Annotated in this window: 16 protein-coding genes; 8 read left to right on the top strand and 8 right to left on the bottom strand. The window is 39.1% G+C overall.

Features of this window, described 5'->3' with window-relative positions; genetic code table 11:
* Nucleotides 1-26: 26 nt before the first annotated feature.
* The 6 genes from LT090_RS01680 (at nt 27) to LT090_RS01705 (ending at nt 4289) form a co-directional block, all read left to right on the top strand.
* On the top strand, nt 27-1592 hold the full coding sequence (locus LT090_RS01680) for a CotH kinase family protein (RefSeq protein ID WP_198360696.1): 1566 nt from the start codon (nt 27-29) through the stop codon (nt 1590-1592).
* Nucleotides 1593-1847: 255 nt separating this feature from the next.
* Nucleotides 1848-2174 carry a hypothetical protein gene (locus LT090_RS01685; protein WP_068546943.1) on the top strand — a complete coding sequence of 109 codons (327 nt, stop codon included), beginning with the start codon at nt 1848-1850 and terminating at the stop codon, nt 2172-2174.
* Nucleotides 2175-2284: 110 nt separating this feature from the next.
* On the top strand, nt 2285-3121 hold the full coding sequence (locus tag LT090_RS01690) for an alpha/beta hydrolase (RefSeq protein WP_068546942.1): 837 nt from the start codon (nt 2285-2287) through the stop codon (nt 3119-3121).
* A gap of 378 nt (nt 3122-3499) precedes the next feature.
* Entirely contained in the window at nt 3500-3733 is a 234-nt protein-coding gene (locus tag LT090_RS01695) for a ribbon-helix-helix domain-containing protein (protein WP_068546941.1), read from the top strand.
* Entirely contained in the window at nt 3720-3983 is a 264-nt protein-coding gene (locus LT090_RS01700) for a type II toxin-antitoxin system RelE family toxin (RefSeq protein ID WP_068546940.1), read from the top strand. The genes LT090_RS01695 and LT090_RS01700 overlap by 14 nt, the downstream gene beginning before the upstream one ends.
* A gap of 114 nt (nt 3984-4097) precedes the next feature.
* The gene (locus tag LT090_RS01705; protein WP_068546939.1) at nt 4098-4289 is read left to right on the top strand and encodes a hypothetical protein; all 192 of its coding nucleotides are present in this window, start codon (nt 4098-4100) and stop codon (nt 4287-4289) included.
* Between the two features lie 473 nt (nt 4290-4762).
* Here LT090_RS01705 and LT090_RS01715 read toward each other — a convergent pair whose 3' ends face one another.
* A complete protein-coding gene (locus LT090_RS01715) occupies nt 4763-5713 on the bottom strand; it encodes an IS110 family RNA-guided transposase (protein WP_068547901.1) in 951 nt (316 codons plus the stop codon).
* 350 nt (nt 5714-6063) lie between these two features.
* On the opposite strand from LT090_RS01715, the gene LT090_RS01720 reads away from it, so the two are divergent.
* Entirely contained in the window at nt 6064-6627 is a 564-nt protein-coding gene (locus LT090_RS01720; RefSeq protein WP_068546853.1) for a dihydrofolate reductase family protein, read from the top strand.
* Nucleotides 6628-6679: 52 nt separating this feature from the next.
* Here LT090_RS01720 and LT090_RS01725 read toward each other — a convergent pair whose 3' ends face one another.
* The 7 genes from LT090_RS01725 to LT090_RS01755 form a co-directional block, all read right to left on the bottom strand.
* A complete protein-coding gene (locus LT090_RS01725; protein WP_068546852.1) occupies nt 6680-8206 on the bottom strand; it encodes an arylsulfatase in 1527 nt (508 codons plus the stop codon).
* Nucleotides 8207-8309: 103 nt separating this feature from the next.
* Nucleotides 8310-11249, bottom strand: a complete 2940-nt coding sequence (locus tag LT090_RS01730; protein ID WP_068546851.1) for a glycoside hydrolase family 2 — start codon at nt 11247-11249, stop codon at nt 8310-8312.
* A 36-nt stretch (nt 11250-11285) separates the two neighbouring features.
* Nucleotides 11286-12737 (bottom strand): aldehyde dehydrogenase family protein, encoded by a 1452-nt coding sequence (locus LT090_RS01735; protein WP_082897198.1) that lies wholly within the window; start codon nt 12735-12737, stop codon nt 11286-11288.
* Nucleotides 12734-13885, bottom strand: a complete 1152-nt coding sequence (locus LT090_RS01740) for a mandelate racemase/muconate lactonizing enzyme family protein (protein ID WP_068546849.1) — start codon at nt 13883-13885, stop codon at nt 12734-12736. Before LT090_RS01740 ends, LT090_RS01735 begins: the two co-directional genes overlap by 4 nt.
* 12 nt (nt 13886-13897) lie before the next feature.
* On the bottom strand, nt 13898-15007 hold the full coding sequence (locus tag LT090_RS01745) for an L-rhamnose/proton symporter RhaT (protein WP_068546848.1): 1110 nt from the start codon (nt 15005-15007) through the stop codon (nt 13898-13900).
* 92 nt (nt 15008-15099) lie between these two features.
* On the bottom strand, nt 15100-15399 hold the full coding sequence (locus LT090_RS01750; RefSeq protein WP_068546847.1) for a Dabb family protein: 300 nt from the start codon (nt 15397-15399) through the stop codon (nt 15100-15102).
* A gap of 19 nt (nt 15400-15418) precedes the next feature.
* Nucleotides 15419-16105 (bottom strand): GntR family transcriptional regulator, encoded by a 687-nt coding sequence (locus LT090_RS01755; protein WP_068546846.1) that lies wholly within the window; start codon nt 16103-16105, stop codon nt 15419-15421.
* Between the two features lie 137 nt (nt 16106-16242).
* Between LT090_RS01755 and LT090_RS01760 the strand changes: the two genes are divergently transcribed.
* Nucleotides 16243-18759, top strand: a complete 2517-nt coding sequence (locus LT090_RS01760; RefSeq protein ID WP_068546845.1) for an alpha-L-rhamnosidase-related protein — start codon at nt 16243-16245, stop codon at nt 18757-18759.
* Nucleotides 18760-18768 lie beyond the last annotated feature (9 nt).

Raw genomic sequence — 18768 nt, forward strand, 5'->3', positions numbered from 1 at the left:
AACCAAATTTAAAAAGAGAAATAACAGTGTTTAGAACTGCAAAGAACTATAAAAATAAGCTGTCGACTTTGTTGATCACGTTAATACTTACGCTGATGTTAAGTGCGTGTGGCGGTGGTAACTCCAAAAAAGATGATGTGGTAGAAGTTGAAGAAAATGTTACTGAAACAACGCAGACAGCTAGTTTGCAGTCTTTTTATTTTCTAAGAACTCATAACCCGTTGCTAACAACAGATATTTACGTAGAAATTAACGGTAATACCTTATCGGCACGAGTGAATATTGATGTGCCAGTAGATAGTTTAGTGGCAACGTTTAAATACGAAGGCGCTAAAGTTTATGTGAATAATGAAGAACAACAGAGTGACTTCACTATCAACGACTTTACCAATACTGTGACCTATACCGTTGAAACAGATAACGGTACGCAAAAGCATTATGATGTTGACCTTACGGTTTTTACTGGTTTGCCGATCATTAATATTGTCACTGAAAATTATCAACCAATAGATTCCAAAGAAGATTACGTTCAAGGAATGGTATCGGTTCGAGCGAAAGATAGCGAAAATGCAATGACCGATGTCGAAATGAAGATTCGAGGTCGAGGTAATTCAACTTGGTTTACACATCCTAAAAAGCCATTTCAAATGAAGCTCGAAGATAAAGCTGAAATGATGGGCATGCCGAAAGACAAAAAATGGTTGTTTTTAGCGGAATACTCAGACAAAACGTTATTGCGTAATACCATTGCTTTTGAACTGGGTCATATCAGTAAATTAGATTGGACGCCGGCGAGTACATTTGCCGAAGTATTTTTAAATGGACTATACAACGGTACGTACAACATAACCCAAAAAGTAGAAGAGTCAGACAACAGAGTCGCGCTAGGTGACACTGGCTATTTACTTGAAATTGACCAGTTCGAAAGACTTGATGATGATGACGTTTATTTTTACAGTCATAACTTTTTGCTAAACATTAAAGAACCTGAATTAGAATTTGAAAGTGATGAGTTTCATTATATTAAAAACTTAATTAGGGATTTTGAAACAGCATTACATAGCTCATCATTTAGCGATGTTAATAATGGTTACGCGAAATATATCGATATTGATAGCTTTATTGATTGGTACTTGATCAGCGAAATTACCAAAAATGTAGATTCTAAGTTTTTCTCTAGTATTTACTTAAATGTCATGCCAGGTGAGACAATAAAAATGGGGCCGCTGTGGGACTTCGATTTAGCCTTTGGCAATACCGACTACGCTGACAGCCAATATTATTATGGCTTTTGGGTTAAAGAGCACACATGGTTTAAGCGCCTTTTCCAAGACCCTGCATTTGTAAGCAAAGTACAGCAACGATTTGCGTACTTTAAAGACCAGCAAGAATACATACTTAATACCATCGACGAAAAAGCTAACGCATTAAATTATGCCCAGCAAAAGAATGATAATAAATGGCAAACAATTGGTATTTATGTTTGGCCAAATGCAGTTGTTCTTGATACCTACCAAGAAGAAGTCGATCATATGAAAAACTGGTATATCGATAGAATGGACTGGTTAGATCAAGCATTTAATAATTTATAATCCACTAAATAGGGCCAATAAGTTTGGCCCCTCTCAACATCAACTACAGATCCTAAACATTCTTCTCAACACCTACCTTGTGGCCTGTTACAAAATAACGTAATGTAAATTAAAAGCCGATACTGGCTACTAAAAATTTGGCTATATTCGCCAGCTATATGCCTGCATTTCCAACGGATAGTGTAGGTTTTTTCTCTTTAATAAGATGTTATATTTTTTGAGGGTGCAGCTATCTTTGTTAGAGTATTGATAAGTTTGACTGCTGTAGTGTTAATCGCAGGAGTAGGACTTACCTTTTTTAAACCACAGCAACATGTCGAAATTATATCTTCTAGTTTCAAATGCTATGATGGTTCGTGCCAATATACTTATCAACTGAAAAATACCAGCTCAACCCTTCAATCAGGTAATGTCTATATCTTATTAACATACGGTAAAGTTAGAAGTGGTTATGTCCAAGATATAGGGTATATTGAAAAAGAGTTTAATTTGGCTGGCAACGCAGAAATAACTTTTTCTGGTATCTATAAATCTCCTAAAGAGTTAGATGCATACTTTAGGTTAAACAATAAAAAAATATAACAAGGCGCTCAAGAAGGACGCAAAACACTTGGCTTGCGTTCGTGCCTCACTAATTTTAGCCAAGTATTTTTCGCCTCTTAGCTAGGCGTTATACGCAAAACGGAGTTTGAGTGAAATCTCTATCTTATATTTTCATATTTCTTTTCATTAATTCGATTCAATTAGTCAAAGCTCAAGATAGAAATACCTTTGAGATTCCGCGAAGTAATGTTATCGAGATTCAAGATCCTGATTCAGGAAGGGTTTACCCTCTTTTTATAAAATTACCACGCTCATATAACAACCGAGAAGATAAGTCATATCCTGTTATCTACTTAACCGACGCATGGTATAGTTTCCAAATTGTATCTGGCGCTACTAGATTTCCAATGAATACAGGAAAAATGAAAGAGGCTATAATTGTCGGGATTTCAAACTCAAAAGGATCTAAAGGCCCCTCTAGTCGGATTCGTGATTATACTCATACTGAAGATTCAAGCTGGAAGTTTCAAACAGGAAAAGCGAAAGAACATATTAGTTTTATTGAAAAGTCAGTTTTCCCTTTCATTGAAAAAAACTACAGAGTAAATGAATCTAGGACTTTTGTTGGTAATTCACTTGGTGGACTACTTGGGGCATACGTATTGTTTACTAAACCTGATATGTTTAATAATTATGTCTTAGGCAGCCCATCTGTTTGGTTTAAAGATAATGATATTCTTAAAATTAAAACAGATCCTAATTTAAATAAGCATAAGGTGTTTATTGCTGTTGGTGCTAATGAGACAATTCAACTGGATTCGTCAAAACACGACATGGTTAAAGGTGCAAAGGAACTTGAGTTAAAGCTATCAGGTGAGTCATTCCCTAATACAAAAGTAAAGCTAATAACTATTCAAGGCGCAAACCATGAAACTGCGTTCCCAACTACTGCAATTCAAGGGTTGTATTGGCTGTTCAAAGAATAGTGGTAATTGCATATAATAAGCTGTAAACAAGGACAAAATACAGTTGGATTTTGCTCCTCCGTCGCTTAATTTTAACCAACTATATTTTGCCCATTAACAGGTGTGTTTGTTGATAAAAATATGCCTAAATCTAAAACTTTAGTAATAATGTACGCAGTTTTAATTCTCTTTTTTTGTGGATTCTTTTATTTTTTATATAAAATGGCTAGTGCTTAATAATAGTCAGCTAACAAAATAATTGGATTGGGTTCGTGCCTCGCTAATTTTAGCCAAGTATTTGAGCGCCTCTTAGCTTGGCGTTAGTTGCTCCTCAAATAGTGATTAGCGTTATGATGTTATGGTGCTATAATGTTGTTATGTGCATAAGGAGTTACAATCATGAGTAATTTATCAAAGCGTTCTACCGTTTATTTTGAACCAGATATACATCAAGCATTAAAAATCAGAGCTGCTTCGTCTGATCTCTCAGTTTCTGAGCTTATTGATGAAGCTGTTCGTTTATTAATGCGCGAAGACCAAGAAGATTTAGCAGCGATCTCCAACAGGGTTGCGGAACCTGAAATATCTTATGAAGACTTATTAAATGATCTGAAGTCACATGGCAAAATATAAAATAACTTTCAAAAAATCAGTTTCAAAAGATCTTCGCAATATCCCCAATCAGGATGTAAAAAAAATCTTGAGTAAGATCGAGGTTATTGCTGAAAACCCTAGAGCAGATGGGTGTATAAAGCTTTCTGGTCAAGAAAATTATAGAGTTAGACAAGGTCTTTATAGAATAGTCTACGAAATAAGGGATGAAGTCGTAGTCGTGAATGTAATAAAAGTCGCGCATCGATCAAATGTTTATAAGAACAACTAACAAGGCGCTAAAGTTGACAATTAACACTGTCACAGTTTTAGCAAACAACGCAAAAACAGCGCCATTATTAATCGCCACTTAGCTTAGCGTTATATACACAAAAGGAACTTTCACATGATAAAAGAGAGCTGGAAATCTATTATCACAATTAGCGGAGCAGTAACTCTAGGTAGTCTAACCGCGAAGAAACTAATTATTGGTGAGTTTGATATAACTGATTTTAGTATCGTATTTTCCATTTCAATATTCGCGGGCATATTTTTTTCTTATATCCGTAACATTAGTAAAAACAACAAAGATAATTAAGTGTACATAACAAGGCGCTTAATTGGACAATGAACACTGTCACATTTTTAGCAAACAACGCAAAAACAGCGCCATTACTAATCGCCACTTAGCTTGGCGTTAAGGCATCTTCATGGGAATGTTCTTCCTACTAGTATGGATCGGTTCAGCATTAACAGGTGCATTGGTAGCTCTGACAATTCGTGGAATTTTATATTTCAGAGACAGAAAAAATAAGAAAATATATCCAGTCAATCTATACGTTCTAGTAATCACCATTCAATTTCTTACGCTATATTTTGGTAAAGGCATTGTAATGCAAATATTTCCTAGCACTTATGGCAATAGCAGTGGTGCTGACTTTGGCGGGGGCCAGCTTTGAAGAGCATTGTTTTGGTATAGCCGGAGTGTTTTTCTTAGTATTTATTATTAAGCCCATTGTATTCGGCATTTTTTAAAGCTTTAACAAGAGACTATGGCGTCAATAACTAATTTCATACTTTTGGCGCCTCCCACATAACACCATCTCTAAGCATTGAATTTAAGATCACAATCATCTTCCTAATGCAGGCAATAATAGCGACTTTTTTAGGTTTTCCTGCCTCTAATAATCGCTGATATGTTGCTTTAAAAACTGGATTTGATTGCATTGCAGACATCATTGCCATGTATAAAACTGTTCGCACTTGAGGGCGGCCTCCTTGTATTTTTCGATGTCCCTTATACCGACCACTTTCTCGGTTCATAGGCGCAACACCAATTAATGCGCTAGCTTGCTTACTGTTGATATAGCCTAATTCAGGCAAATTACTGATGATTGATGCCGCTGCAATTTTGCCAATGCCTGTCATGCTTTGAAGTATCATATTTTTCGCTTGATATTCTGGGCAACTTTCAATGAGTTTAACGATTTTTTCTTCAATTTTTATTATCTGATTTTTGAATAAAGTAAGCACTGGTTTGATTGTCATAGCCAATTCTTTGGGCATAATTTGTAGTCGATTCTTTTCCATGGTTTGCATATTTAATAATTGGTTACGGCGGGTGACTAAATCGCTCATAGCTTGCATGGTGTCTGGTTTAAGTTTGGACAATGATGGTTTAATTGCTTCGCTATAGTGGGCAATTAATTGTGCATCAAGTTTATCTGTTTTAGCGCGCTGACCAATGGCACCTGCAAACCTTTTTATATGGATAGGGTTTGCGATAGTGAATGGTAAACCTGCGTTAGCACAGGCGATGATAAATGGCATTTCAAGCCGTCCAGTTGCTTCAATAACAATACGTTCAGGTTTGTGCTTTTTGATGATTTTAACGGCTTCCTTAATGCCTTTTTTATCGTTTGCTACGGTGAAATAAATGTCCAATGGACGAATATAAATGTCGAGCTGATATTTTCCTGTATCAACACCAACGTTAATGTTTTGATTTGTATGTGCTTTCATAATAAGCTAACCCTTACTTGCATAATGCGGGTTCGAGACCCAGTAGACTATTCGAGTGTAATGCTTGGAGTTCTTCGTCGCGTTCGTTCTTGTTATCGGTCTCTCAACAGAGGAGCCTTCGTTCAATCGAACTACGACAAAGAAGGGCTTTAGTTGCAGCTAAAGCCTGGGTCTCACTTTACCGAAAATTAAAAATAATTAATAAAAGATATGGGTTTATTATCCATACAAGCCGTTCAAGCGAGACTTCTAACAGTTGGCTGGTTTCGCTTATTGAACCAGTCTATAAAGCCACTTTCTTCATTATTTAAGCATTTTCATCAATGCCCAAACAGAGGTAGGTACCCACTATGAAATGCTCCGTCTATATTGCGACAAGTGCCGACGGTTATATTGCAACACCAGAAGGAGGTGTTGATTGGCTGCATACGGCAGGGAATCCTGAAGCAGATATGAGCAGTAATCCAGATATGGGGTTCAAAGAATATATCGCTGCGGTCGATTGTATGATCATGGGCCGAAAATGTATGGATGTTATATCTAGCTTTAATTTAACGCCTGAGCAGTGGCCATATGGCGACATTAAAATTTATGTTTTAAGTAATTCAGTCACTGTACCGCCTGAAAACTTAAAAGGTAAAGTTGAAATGTATTCGGGGGATATTACCAAGTTAATAACCCAGCTTGATAGTGAAGGGTATAAGCATGCCTACGTTGATGGCGGTGCAACGATTACTGCGTTCATAAACCTTAAACTTATCAATGAAATGACCATTACCAAAGCGCCAATCATTTTAGGTCAAGGCATCCCGCTTTTTGGCGAAATGACTAACAGCGTTAAACTAATTAACTCAACTGCGACTGCATTTCCAAATGGTTTTATTCAAATTAAATATGACGTAAAGCACGAATAGTAGATTGATTACAGGAGAATTTGTTGAGTCCTGCAATCATTTTCTGTATACACTACTTACCTTTTAGATAAGGATTAGGCAGTTTTTTTAGTGAAAATTCCGGGTGCGGAGTTCTCGCATTTTTTAACAGAGATTTTAACTGTGCGAGTTTTTCTGGATTTTGTTTAGCGATATTACTTTGCTCGCTTATATCTTTGTCTAAGTTATACAATTCGAACTTATTTGGATGCTTTTTCACAAGTTTCCAATCGCCTTTTCGGATTGCTTGTAGTGGTCCATGCTTCTCGTTGAATTCCCAGTACATATATTCATGCTGCTGCTGAGGTTTCTCTGCAGTCAGCGTGTTTACAAACGATATACCGTCGGTTTGAGTACAGTTTGTTGCTATGTCTTTTGCTAAGTCCTTGGTTTGGCTCTTACTTTGTCCTGGAGCACTGAGTTCACAAAACGTCGCAAAATAATCCCAAAACGCGGAAATATGGTCACTTGTTGTATTCGCTGCTATTTGGTTCGGCCATCGAGCGATAAAAGGTACTCGAATACCGCCTTCATATAAATCGCGTTTTTTACCGCGCAGAGGACCATTACTGTTAAAAAAACCTTTATCGTACTCATGGCCATTATCGCTGGTAAAAATCACTAAAGTATTGTCATCTATGCCTTGTGCTTTTAACGAGTCCATTATCTTGCCAATGTCTCGATCCATGCGTGACACCATGGCAGCATAAGTGACATTACCTTCAGCATCATTGCGATAATGACCTTCAGTATTTAGCATGCGCTTAGGCCAGCCTAAGTCTTTATATTGGCTTTTAGCATCTTCAGGAACGGTAAGGGCAAGGTGTGGAATGGTATAAGCTAAATAAAGAAAAAAGGGCTGTTTTTGTGCCTCGTTTGCTTGTGTAGTTTCACCTTGTTTAACAATGTAATTAAGTGCTTTTTCGGTAAACAAATCATGGGTATATTTGCCTTGGTTTTTTAAGTAATCGTTATCTTTAAGCTTATATTCATTGTTGTTTTCGAATAACGTTGGCCAGTAGTAATGGTGGGCAGCGACATGAGTTTTATAACCAAAAAAATAATCAAAACCTTGAGCATTTGGCATGGCATTTATGTTGGTCGGCACTTGTTCAGCCATACCCCATTTGCCAATAATAGCGGTGTTGTAACCATTATTTTTCAGTATATGTGCCAAGGTAGTATCGTTTGTAGATAAATCGACTGGATTGCCACTATTGGTCCATTTAGGGTTACCGCGCACGCTACCATGACCTGAATGAAAGCCAGTAAGTAAACTTGCTCTTGAAGGACCACAGACAGTCGACCCAGCATAGTGTTGAGTAAGCTTGATGCCGCCCTCGGCAAGGCGGTTTAGATTAGGTGTTTTTATCAGTTTTTGGCCAAATGGCTCGATATCACCATAGCCTAAATCATCAGCAACAATTAAAATAATGTTCGGCGGATTGCTCGCGGTTGTGTTTGTACTTACACTGGTATTCGTATTTTCAGACTGTGCATTTGAATCAGTCATACAAGCGCTAGTTAATAGCATGGTTATTAATAGAGTTGATTTTCTCATTGGCTTTGTCTTTGAATCGATTGTTAGCTTATTAGTTTATAAAGTGAAAGCGCGATAGGTTATACCTGAGTCGCGCTATGTTTTTGCATTAACTTTCTTTAGGTTACTGGGTCGCGTAACTTAATAGGTTGAACATTAACTTATCCGCCACTGGATCGCTGCCAAGATTTGGCACGATCTGCATTGTTGATAATATTAACTGTCCTTTGCCAAAATTTACTTCCGATAAATCAGAGCCAACCCAAACATCACCAGTACCTTTATAATGACGATTCATTAACGTCATATCTGGAAAGTTATCGTTGGCTACTAGAGTTACAATAGGCTTTTCAGCTAAATCAACCATGCTGATCTTAGGGCGAACATTTTCGTATACCCCCTGCATCGCTTGGTTAACAGGTAAATCTGAAAATACAGGATGGTCGGCAACAACATGGCTCATTCCAGCCCACAAACCAGTGGAAGCTTTCATTTTAATTTGCTTTGGCATATTCATTGAGAAACCTTTACTTAACACGCCGTCTTTCCATTTAGGACCAATGTAAGGGAATTGCACATAAACGACTTTGCCGCCGTTTTTGGCAAACTCAGTAAGTTGTTGATTAATCGCCTTTTGCTCATTATTTTTCTTTAATGTCGTTGCAACAAATACTGGTGTGTCAATAGACGTTTGAGCAGAAAACTTGGAGAATTTAAGGTTTTCCTTTTGCAAGAAACTTGTCAAACTACCGGTTTGATCGACAATCGCGAAATTGCCAATATCACCACGTTTACTGGTATCAAACACGTTAAAATCAAAGGCATTAATCGCGACAATATCACCATCATTGTTAACCACTTTTGCATCAACAATGTACTTACCCGATAGTGATTTAGTATCGACGGTATGCTCGAGTAAATTAGAAATCCGTGAAGCAAAGTTAATGGCAGTGCTTGATTGCCAAATTTGCTCACCGCTTTCATCGCTAACGGTAACTTCAAGGGTACCTTCTACCGCGTTTAAATCGTTGATACCTTGCACGGTAAACTTAACCGGCTCGCCAACATAAGCACTATAAGGGAACGTTCTAATCGATAAAATACGAGGTTGGTTTGCCGCTTGAGTTCTATCATAAACTTGAGGTTTTGGATCTCGCCATAAATCGAGTAAACCTGCGCCCATTATCCAATCGCCACCAGTTAATGCGTGCACACAATAACCGGTAATGTTCGGGTTGGCTCGTGTTGCTTCAATCATTCGAGCATTAGCTTTACCATGTATTTCTTGTTGTTCTTGGTAAAAATCCTGCGGTGTTTTGTAGATGTCGGCTAGGTCAGATTGCAGCACTTTGGTTAGCTGGCTACCTAATTGTTTATGGTAGCGAGTAGTCGGCACAATTGGATTGCCTTCTGCTTCAAAACGCTGGTTAACTTTATCAAAGTCTACATAACTGCCGTAGCCTAATTCAGAGACAAAAGACGTTAATCCAGGTTTTAAGTTATGACCGATAGGCTTGCCGGTGATGCCAAGTTCTTTGCGCTCTTCACCGGTATACGCCACACCTAAGAATTTATCGTACCACTGGTTAGTCATGTTTGGACCTGGGTAGGTATGCACGTCATTAAAGCTAACGAAATTTTTTTCATTAGGTAAAAATACTTTCGCACCAAATGCCCAACCACCAGATTCATCTAAAATTAAACGAGAAGGGTCGATGTCACGAGCCATCATTGATGTTTCCTGCATCATTTGCTTTAAAATCGGGCGTCTAACTTCGTTATATAGCTCCCACATTACAATACTTGCCCGGTTTCTATCGCGCTTGATTGTTTGCTCTATTTCACTCACCACACGTCTTGGTAAATCAGGTGTGTTTACCGGTAAATCCATACATTCTAGTACCGGAGAGCCTATGATCATCACCCCCATTTCATCAGCTAAATCTAACCAATGAGGTGGCGGTGGGCGACGCCAAGGTCTGATCATGTTAAAGCCAGCTTCTTTGGCTAATTTAATTTCTTTTCTCGCTAACTCTATATCGACAGGAGTTGCTACACCGATAGGGTATACGCCTTCTAAAAATACCGCTTTTACATAAACTTCTTCACCGTTTAAGTTAAAGCGCTTATCTTTGACGGTAAATTCACGTAAACCAAAACGTTCACTAACACTGTCGCTTAGCGTTTCTTTGTGATTGACTGACACTTTAATATCATACAAATTTGGCGAGTCTGGTGACCAAGCTTTTGCGTTTGGAATATTAATTTCTGTGACAATCTCATTTTTACCCGGAGCAGATTTTGTATTCAGCTGTTTAGTTACTACTAATTTGTTACTGGCAAATTCTCTCACTTCAATGTCGATAACATCACTGCTTTCATAAACATCATAATTGGTGGTTGCAATTGTGACTTTAGCTTTTTGGTTGGCTAAATCAGGCTCAACAAAGACATCTTCAATGTAGGCTTTATCAGTAACAACTAAACGCACTGATTGCCAAATGCCGCCGGTAATACCGCCGCGCCATTGTGGCGTTTCCATTGCGCCCATACCATCGATTACTTTGTCTGTATCTAATAAAATTGGCCCAAGAACACGCACGGTTAACACATTTTCCTGATCGAACTTAAGCATCGAATCAATACGAAAACTAAATGGTGTAAATCCACCTTCATGGACGCCAACCACGTGGTCGTTTAAATAGACTTCGGCGCGATAATTGACGGCATCAAAAGAAATGTGGGTGATTTTATCTTGCCACTCTTTGGCAACATTAAATGAACGACGATAAACCGCGACGCCTTCGTAATCTTTTTCAATGCGCTCCCAAACACTAGGGACACTTATTTCGCGTACATCTTGATGATTCAAAAAGTTTTTATTTTTATAAAGTTTTTGGTTACGACTTTGGTTGTCTTTGTCAAAAATTATTTGCCAAGTACCATCTAATGATTGGGTATTTTGATGCGTCTTTTGGGCAAAAGCAGATTGGCTAGTTATCGTTACCGCGAGCAGTAACGAGCATTTTATTATTGTTTTTATCATTGTGTTAAACCAACTCACGTTTAACTCCTATTTTTAAAATAAATTATTTTGGTATTAGCTGTTTACCAATACTGATACACGTTTTAAGGTCATGTATTCTTCAAGACTGTAATGTGAGCAATCTTTGCCAACGCCACTTTGTTTTAAGCCGCCATGAGGTAGAGACACATCATAATGTACTTCATTGACGCACACGCTGCCCGCTTGGATTTGAGCTGCTGCTTGCAAGCCTTTTTGTAAGTTAGTGGTAAATACATAAGCAGCTAATCCATAATCTGTATCATTTGCCATGGCGATAACATCGTCTTCGTCGGTAAATTTAATTATTGGCAAAACAGGGCCGAAGATTTCGTCACAGGCTAAATTCATACAGGGCGTAACGTCGGCTAAAATTGTTGGTTCGAGGTAATAACCTTTATCCATTGATTCTGGGATTTTTCCACCGAGAACAAGTTTAGCACCTTTAACTACAGCATCATCAATGCTTGTGAGTACTCGCTCACGTGCTTGTGAAGTCAACATAGGACCCATTAAGTTACCTTCGCTTCGACCCGTGCCAAAGACTAACCCTTGAGCATTAATTTTCGCTTTTTCGATGAATTCATCGTACACCGACTCATGCACAAAACAGCGGTTTGGCGATACACATACCTGACCAGTATTGGCAAATTTTAGGCCAACGACATTGGCAACTGCATTATCAACATCAGCGTCATCATAGACCACAACCGGTGAATTACCGCCTAACTCGACCGAGAAGTGTTTGATATTAGTGCAGGCACTTTTCATCGTTTCAACGCCAGCTTTGGTTGAACCTATCATGGTAAACATGGTGGTTTTATTAGACGTTAATAATGGCTCGGTTACATCGTAGCGATCACCTGAAATGATATTGATCACACCAGCTGGAATACCAGCTTCAATAGATAGCTGTGCGCAACGTAAAGTTGCCAATGGCGTTAATTGAGAAGGCTTAATTATTGCCGTACAACCAGAGGCTAACACCGGCCCTAATTTATAACCCAAATTCAGCAGCGGAAAGTTCCAAGCCAAATATCCAACAACCACACCTAGAGGTTGACGAATCATATAATTTAAGAAGCGACCATTAGGATCAGCAATCACTGGTTGATCAATGCGTTTCGCTTCTTCAATGAAAAATCGTAAGCAATTGACTAACATGTCAAAATCATATTCTGCATTATCGGCGGGTTTGCCTGTTTCGCTTACTAAGATATCAACGATTTCGTCACGATGTTGTTCAAGAATATTAGCGTAATTAAGTATCAATTCACTGCGACTCGCCAAACTCATGCTAGACCATAACTTAAATGCATTGTCAGCACTATCGAGTGCCATGGTAATTTGTTCTGGCTCTACTTGTGGTACCGCAGCAATCACTTCTTCCGTTGCTGGGTTGATAACATCGAGGGTATCTTTTGCTGTTATAAGTTGACCATTGATCAACATGCTAAATTTCTGTTTGTTTACATTGAGAGTACTCATCGTGTTTCCGTCTTGTTAATGTCAAATTGTTTCATTGCTGATAGATTGATGCTCACACCTAAACCTGGTGTGGTAGGAACAATTGCGTTGCCATTTTCAATATTAATCACAACATCGTATAAATTGTCTCTTAATGGGTTTTCAGTGCGGTCGTACTCAAGCATTAATTGTTTTTCAATCGCTCTACCAGGTTCATGATAAGCGCTGGCTAAAAAGTGCGTACCAGCGGCTAGGTTTAACTGTGTTCCCCAAACATGTGGAATGCAATTAATACCATTGGCTGATGCTATTGCTCTGATTTTTAGCGCTTCACTCGGGCCACCACAGTAAGCCAAATCGGGTTGCAGCAAATTGACTGCATTTGAGCTGATCAATTTTTGAAAACCAAAACGAGTCTGCTCGCATTCACCAGTAGCAATCGCAAGGTCGAGTTTATTGCTAAGTTGTTTAAATAGTGGCAGATGCTCTGGGGAGAGCGGTTCTTCAAACCATTGATAATTACATTGGTCAAGCACTCGACCGATGCGAATTGCTTCAGGCAAATCGTAAGCATGATTGGAATCAGCCATCAACATGGTATTAGGCAATGCTTCGCGCATTGCCCTTATCAGCTTTTCATCAAAATCAAGGCTTTTACCAACCTTGACTTTCATTGCATTAAAGCCATCCGCTGCATAGCTTTTTGCCTCAGCAATCAATAATGGTAGCAACTCTTCATCAGGTAGGTCTTGGTAATACATACCGGTAGCATAACAAGGGACATTCGTTCTTTGACGGCCACCCATTAATTCACTGACACTTAAGTTAAGCGCCTTACCCTTTAAATCCCAGAGAGCCATATCAATACCAGATATAGCTCCCATCATTATTCCTGCTCGGGCAAAATCTAAGCTAGAACGCCACATATGTTGCCATATAGCATCGGTTGCCAGGGCGTCTTTACCAATAATTTTAGGGGCATAAAAGTTACTGACCGCTGATTGGGTTACGTCGGCAGGGCCATAACATTCACCCCAACCTGATAAGCCAGTATCGGTAATAATTTCTATTACCAATACATTGCGCTCAGCATATGACCATTGTGAAAAGCCAAAAGGCTTATCGAGTTTGCACCTTAAATGATGGCTGCGAATACATTCTATTTTCATTTTAGTTAGCGCCTAACGATTAAGGTAACTCGTATTTACTTTGAAAATGTCTAATTGAGAATGCGCATCGGCATCGGCAACAGTCGCTTGTGGTTGTTCAATTGAATTTGAATAACCTAATAAGCATATTGCACAAATTAAAATTGCCACCCCGGTTGCCATTGTTTTGAATGGGCCGGGAGCACCTTTCCATTCACCGGTATAAATACCAATAACAGTGGAAATAATAAGTGCTAAACCTAACAGCATTGGCCATCCTATAACCGGACCAATATCTCCCATAAGCGCAGCGCCTTGACCATAAACACCTAGTGCTGCAAACCATAATAAACCAGCAATAACGGCCCATTTATAGGCTTTAGCAGATTCTGCAACTGCAAAAGAGTTCCATGTTTTATTTTTAAATAATAAGAAAACAGCAAAGCCTGCATTCATCGCATAGGCGCCAATAAGTACCACTACCCAACGAGCTAAAGCCGTATTACGAGTGATCGCACCTGCTTCTTCAGCGGCGCTACCAATGGCTTCTGTTGCTGAAAATCCAACATTTAAAAGTGAAGATAAAATGCCGCAAGCAATTGCGATCATTAGGCCTTTCTTAAACGCTGAACCAGTTTTAATGCCAGCAATTTCAGCACCAGATTCCGCTAAAACTTTGTCGCGACTTATGCCTGCTTTAGCAACAATGCCAACGGCGACAAGCATGATCACCATGCCAGTAATAATAAACGGAATTGCGGGGTTAGCAGCCATATTATCGAGTAACATCAGCGGGATCAGAGAGCCCATTAATGCCGCCAATCCCATAACAATACCCATGGTTAGCGCTACGCCAATATACGGCACACAAACGCCAAACATAATGCCGCCAATGCCCCATAAGAAACCATATAAAGCACCTTCTTGGATTGCACTTGCTGGTGCATTAGCGATAACCGTAAATAAATCTGGCACCACAATCAGCGCCCAAATTCCTGGGAAAATCACCATGGCGATCGTTACATGAACTAACCACCATGCTTCCCATGCAAGCGGCTTAGTGTATTTCATACCAAGGCCGAAAGTGCCTTGAAAAACACTGGCAAGCAATACCAGTAAAAGTGGAAACATTATTTCTAACATAATTTAATCCTGTTTTTATTATTCGCTTTAATTAGCTTTTGTTTGTTTTTTATAATTATTTTTGTGCGTTTATATTCGCTGTACGTAATAAATTAAAAGTCGACGATTTGCTCATCGACAGTGACTGACTGTATATAAGCAACGACTTCATCGTGTTCTGGGTAAACACAGTAAGCTTTAAAGTCTGCTTCGTTGTCGAATGTTGAAATTAAGCCAACATCAAAAAATTGAGCCCCGTAATTACCAATATTGATACCAACATCGTATTGGCGAGCTTCTTTGATAATTGCAGGTAAAGCATCTAGCTTTGCTTTTACCGTTGCCGCTAATTGCTGCTTATTTTGTCCGTCAGCATTATCTTTTAATTTCCATAAAACTAAGTGCGTGTACATAAGCGTTCCTATTTGTTTTTTATTTTATGCTTGCAGTTAATGCTTCTAAGGCATTAGCTTTTGCTACTTGCATTGCTTCTATTGTTGCTAATCTTGCTGCTTCACTATCTCTATTTATTAACGCGTCGAGTAATCGACGATGAAATTGATTTGCTTGCTCGAGTTTGTATAAGTCATAACACCAATGAGTTGATGTAAAGACTCGAACCAATAACCGGGTTTCGTTAACCATTTTGCTTAGATACTCATTTTCAGCTGCAGCAACAATCAATTGGTGAAATTCGATGTCTGCGTTTAAAAACGTGTCTAAGCTATCGCCTTCTATGATTGGGTTTTCCGATAATTCAAACTCTTCAGTAATGTCTTGCATAGAGAGCCAAAGTAGCTCAAGTTGGCGTAATGTTTTCGGTGTGATCGATTGCGCAGCTTCTACCGCTGCGTAGCTTTCTAGAGCTTCCCTTACACCATACATCTGAGTTAACTCTTGGCAGCTTGGGGTATGCAACACGGCACCAAATCTTGGTGCATAATCTACTAAGCCTTCCATCTCCATTTGTCTGATGGCTTCTCTAATAGGTGTACGACTCATGCCTAATTTTTTTGCTAAAGTGTTTTCAGATAATGGCGATCCAGCAGTTATTGAACCGGATAAAAACATATCCCGCATGCGCTCATATGCTTGCTGTCTTAATGTGGTTTGTTGCATTTTATTTCACGAAGTTTTGTTAATAGCTTGTATACACTGTATACAAGGTGTAATTTTTATGCAATATATATATGATAAATAGGATGTATCATCGAAAAGATGTAATTGGTAGTAGAAGAATGACAATAAAGAAATCAATGTTTCAGCTTTTAATTTTGCTTTGTGTATTAAACGCTAACGCTGTTGTTGCACAAGAGACACCGCTAAATGACGGTGTAATTGGCTTGTGGAATACACAATCAACTGGCGAACATTGGCAGGCAGCATGGATTTGGCACGCACAAAGCAAAGATACTCAACTCGCATTGTTTAGAAAATCTTTTACTGTTGAGGAGTTAAATACAGACTCGATATTAAAAATAACTGCATCTAGTATGTATAAATTGTATGTCAATGGCACCTATGTGAATAGAGGTCCTGCGCGCAATGCACCGCATCATCAATCTTTTGATATGCTCAATGTTTCATCACTAATACAACCTGGTAAAAATGTCATTGCCGTACAAGTTCATGCCCAGAAAATGCTTAAGAGTTATGGCCAAGCAACTAGACCAGGGTTGTTAGCTGAACTTAAACTAAATGATTCTGTTATTGTAAAAACGGATTCAACTTGGAAGGTCAGTGATGATCCAAGCTGGCATAAAAACAGCCCTAAAATGAGCCGTTTTCATCAAGAGGTGAATGACTTTGTCGACTTGTCATCCGCTTATAAAAACTGGCAGCAGAATGAGTTTGACGATGACAATTGGTCAAACGCGGTCGAGCTTAAAAGAAACAATGGCTGGCCAGCGCCCCAAAAAAATGATCGAGCTCATGCGTTAACCTCTCCGTGGACGAATTTAGTCGCTCGAGATATTGAATATCTGCAAGAGCAAAGCGTCGTCGCAACAAAACTTATCGCTGCGCAATATATTGATGATTACTTTACCAATGACATTAAATTCCCTAAAAAAATTAAAGCGATACCTAAAGTTGCGCTCGAACAACCAATTCAAACAGATAAGTTTTCTAAATTTCCGTTTCAGTTAGAGGTTTCTAATAAACCGCTGCTGCTGGTATTTGACTTAGGAGAAGTTAGAAATGGTATGCCGGAATTTACTATCACCGGGACAGCCGGAGATAAAGTCGAAGTTATCTCGATTCCGTATATGATCGATAATCAATTTACCTACCATAAGGTCGATGCCAACTTAATCGATAGAGTGATACTGTCGGGCAGTGAAGATACTTGGCAGGCGCAATACTTCAAACCTACTCGCTATTTAGGACTTGTGGTTGAGCCGAGTAATACAATGCAGATTAAGCGTGTTGGTTTACACCAAATAAGTTTTCCCTTTGAAGATCAAGGAACCATGAAAAGCGCCTCGTCTGCTTGGGTAGAGCAATACGTAAATGCGAGTAAAAACACGCTAAAAGTCGCAACAACGGATGCATATACCGATAACTACCGCGAACGTCGGCAATATGCGCAAACAGGTTTTTATGCCGGTTTAGGCAATTATTACACTTTTGCCAATCATACTTTGCAGCGCCGTTATTTAATCCAGACCGCGCAAGAGCAGTTAGGCAACGGCCTTATGCCGGCTTATGGTCCACTGCAAACCGACGACTTTATGGTGATCTTAGATTCAAATAGTTTATGGGTCCGAAGCCTTAAAAACTATTATCTTTATTCTGGAGACGAACAAACGGTAAAACAGTTACTACCTGCAGCGAGTAAGATGCTGGCATTGTTAAAGTCTTATAGCAATGAAGATGGACTGATTGATAATCCGCCTTACGCCTATTGGCTAGATCATGCTAAAAACGATAGACGAGGTGCCAATTTAAACCTTAACGGTCATTATTTAGGTGCTATTGAAGACTATGCTCAAATATTGGCTTGGTTGAATATTGATGGTGCTGAATCGTATTGGGCGCAAGCAAAGAAAATGCGCAGTGCAATACAAAGTAAGTATTGGAATAACGATAAAGGTCTATTTGTTGACGCGCTAATCGATGGTAAACAATCGACAGAGTACAGTGAACATGGCAATGCTATGGCATTGGCGCTGAATATTGCTTCTACTAAACAAGCACATCGAGTGATTGAAACTTTGCTCGATGAAACCCCAGATAATTACATATTGCGCGCTAACGGTATGACTATGGTTACACCTGCTATGAGTTACTTTTTACACAAAGGTATAGCTAACTATGGTTTTGTTGATCAGTCTTTAACATTGCTGCGCAAACGCTTTGACAAAATGTTAGCGAGTGAGCACAACGGCACACTTTGGGAAGAGTGGTGGTTGCATGGCTCTGGCCGTACCGGAGTATTTATCGATAATGGTCGAACTCGCTCCGATGCTCAAACAGAAAGCGCATTTGCTCCGGCATTATTTGCTGAATTTTTATTGGGCATCAAGCCAATAGAACCTGGCATGAAAACCTTGTTATTGCAGCGTCATCAACACAGTGTTGATGATATCGAAGGTGTATTTGCTACACCGTATGGCCAGCTTGAAATTCAATGGCAGGCGCATCAATCAGCGAAACAGGTAAGCATTAATATTCCCGAAAATGTGCAGCTGAAAGTCGATCGCCATAGTCTTGGGTTATCGGGAGAGCAATATCTGTACCTCGATGGCGGCCAGCACACAGTGAAGTTTTAGTGCTCTGTT

Origin of the sequence: Thalassotalea crassostreae (genome assembly GCF_001831495.1) — a bacterium.
GTDB lineage: Bacteria > Pseudomonadota > Gammaproteobacteria > Enterobacterales > Alteromonadaceae > Thalassotalea_A > Thalassotalea_A crassostreae.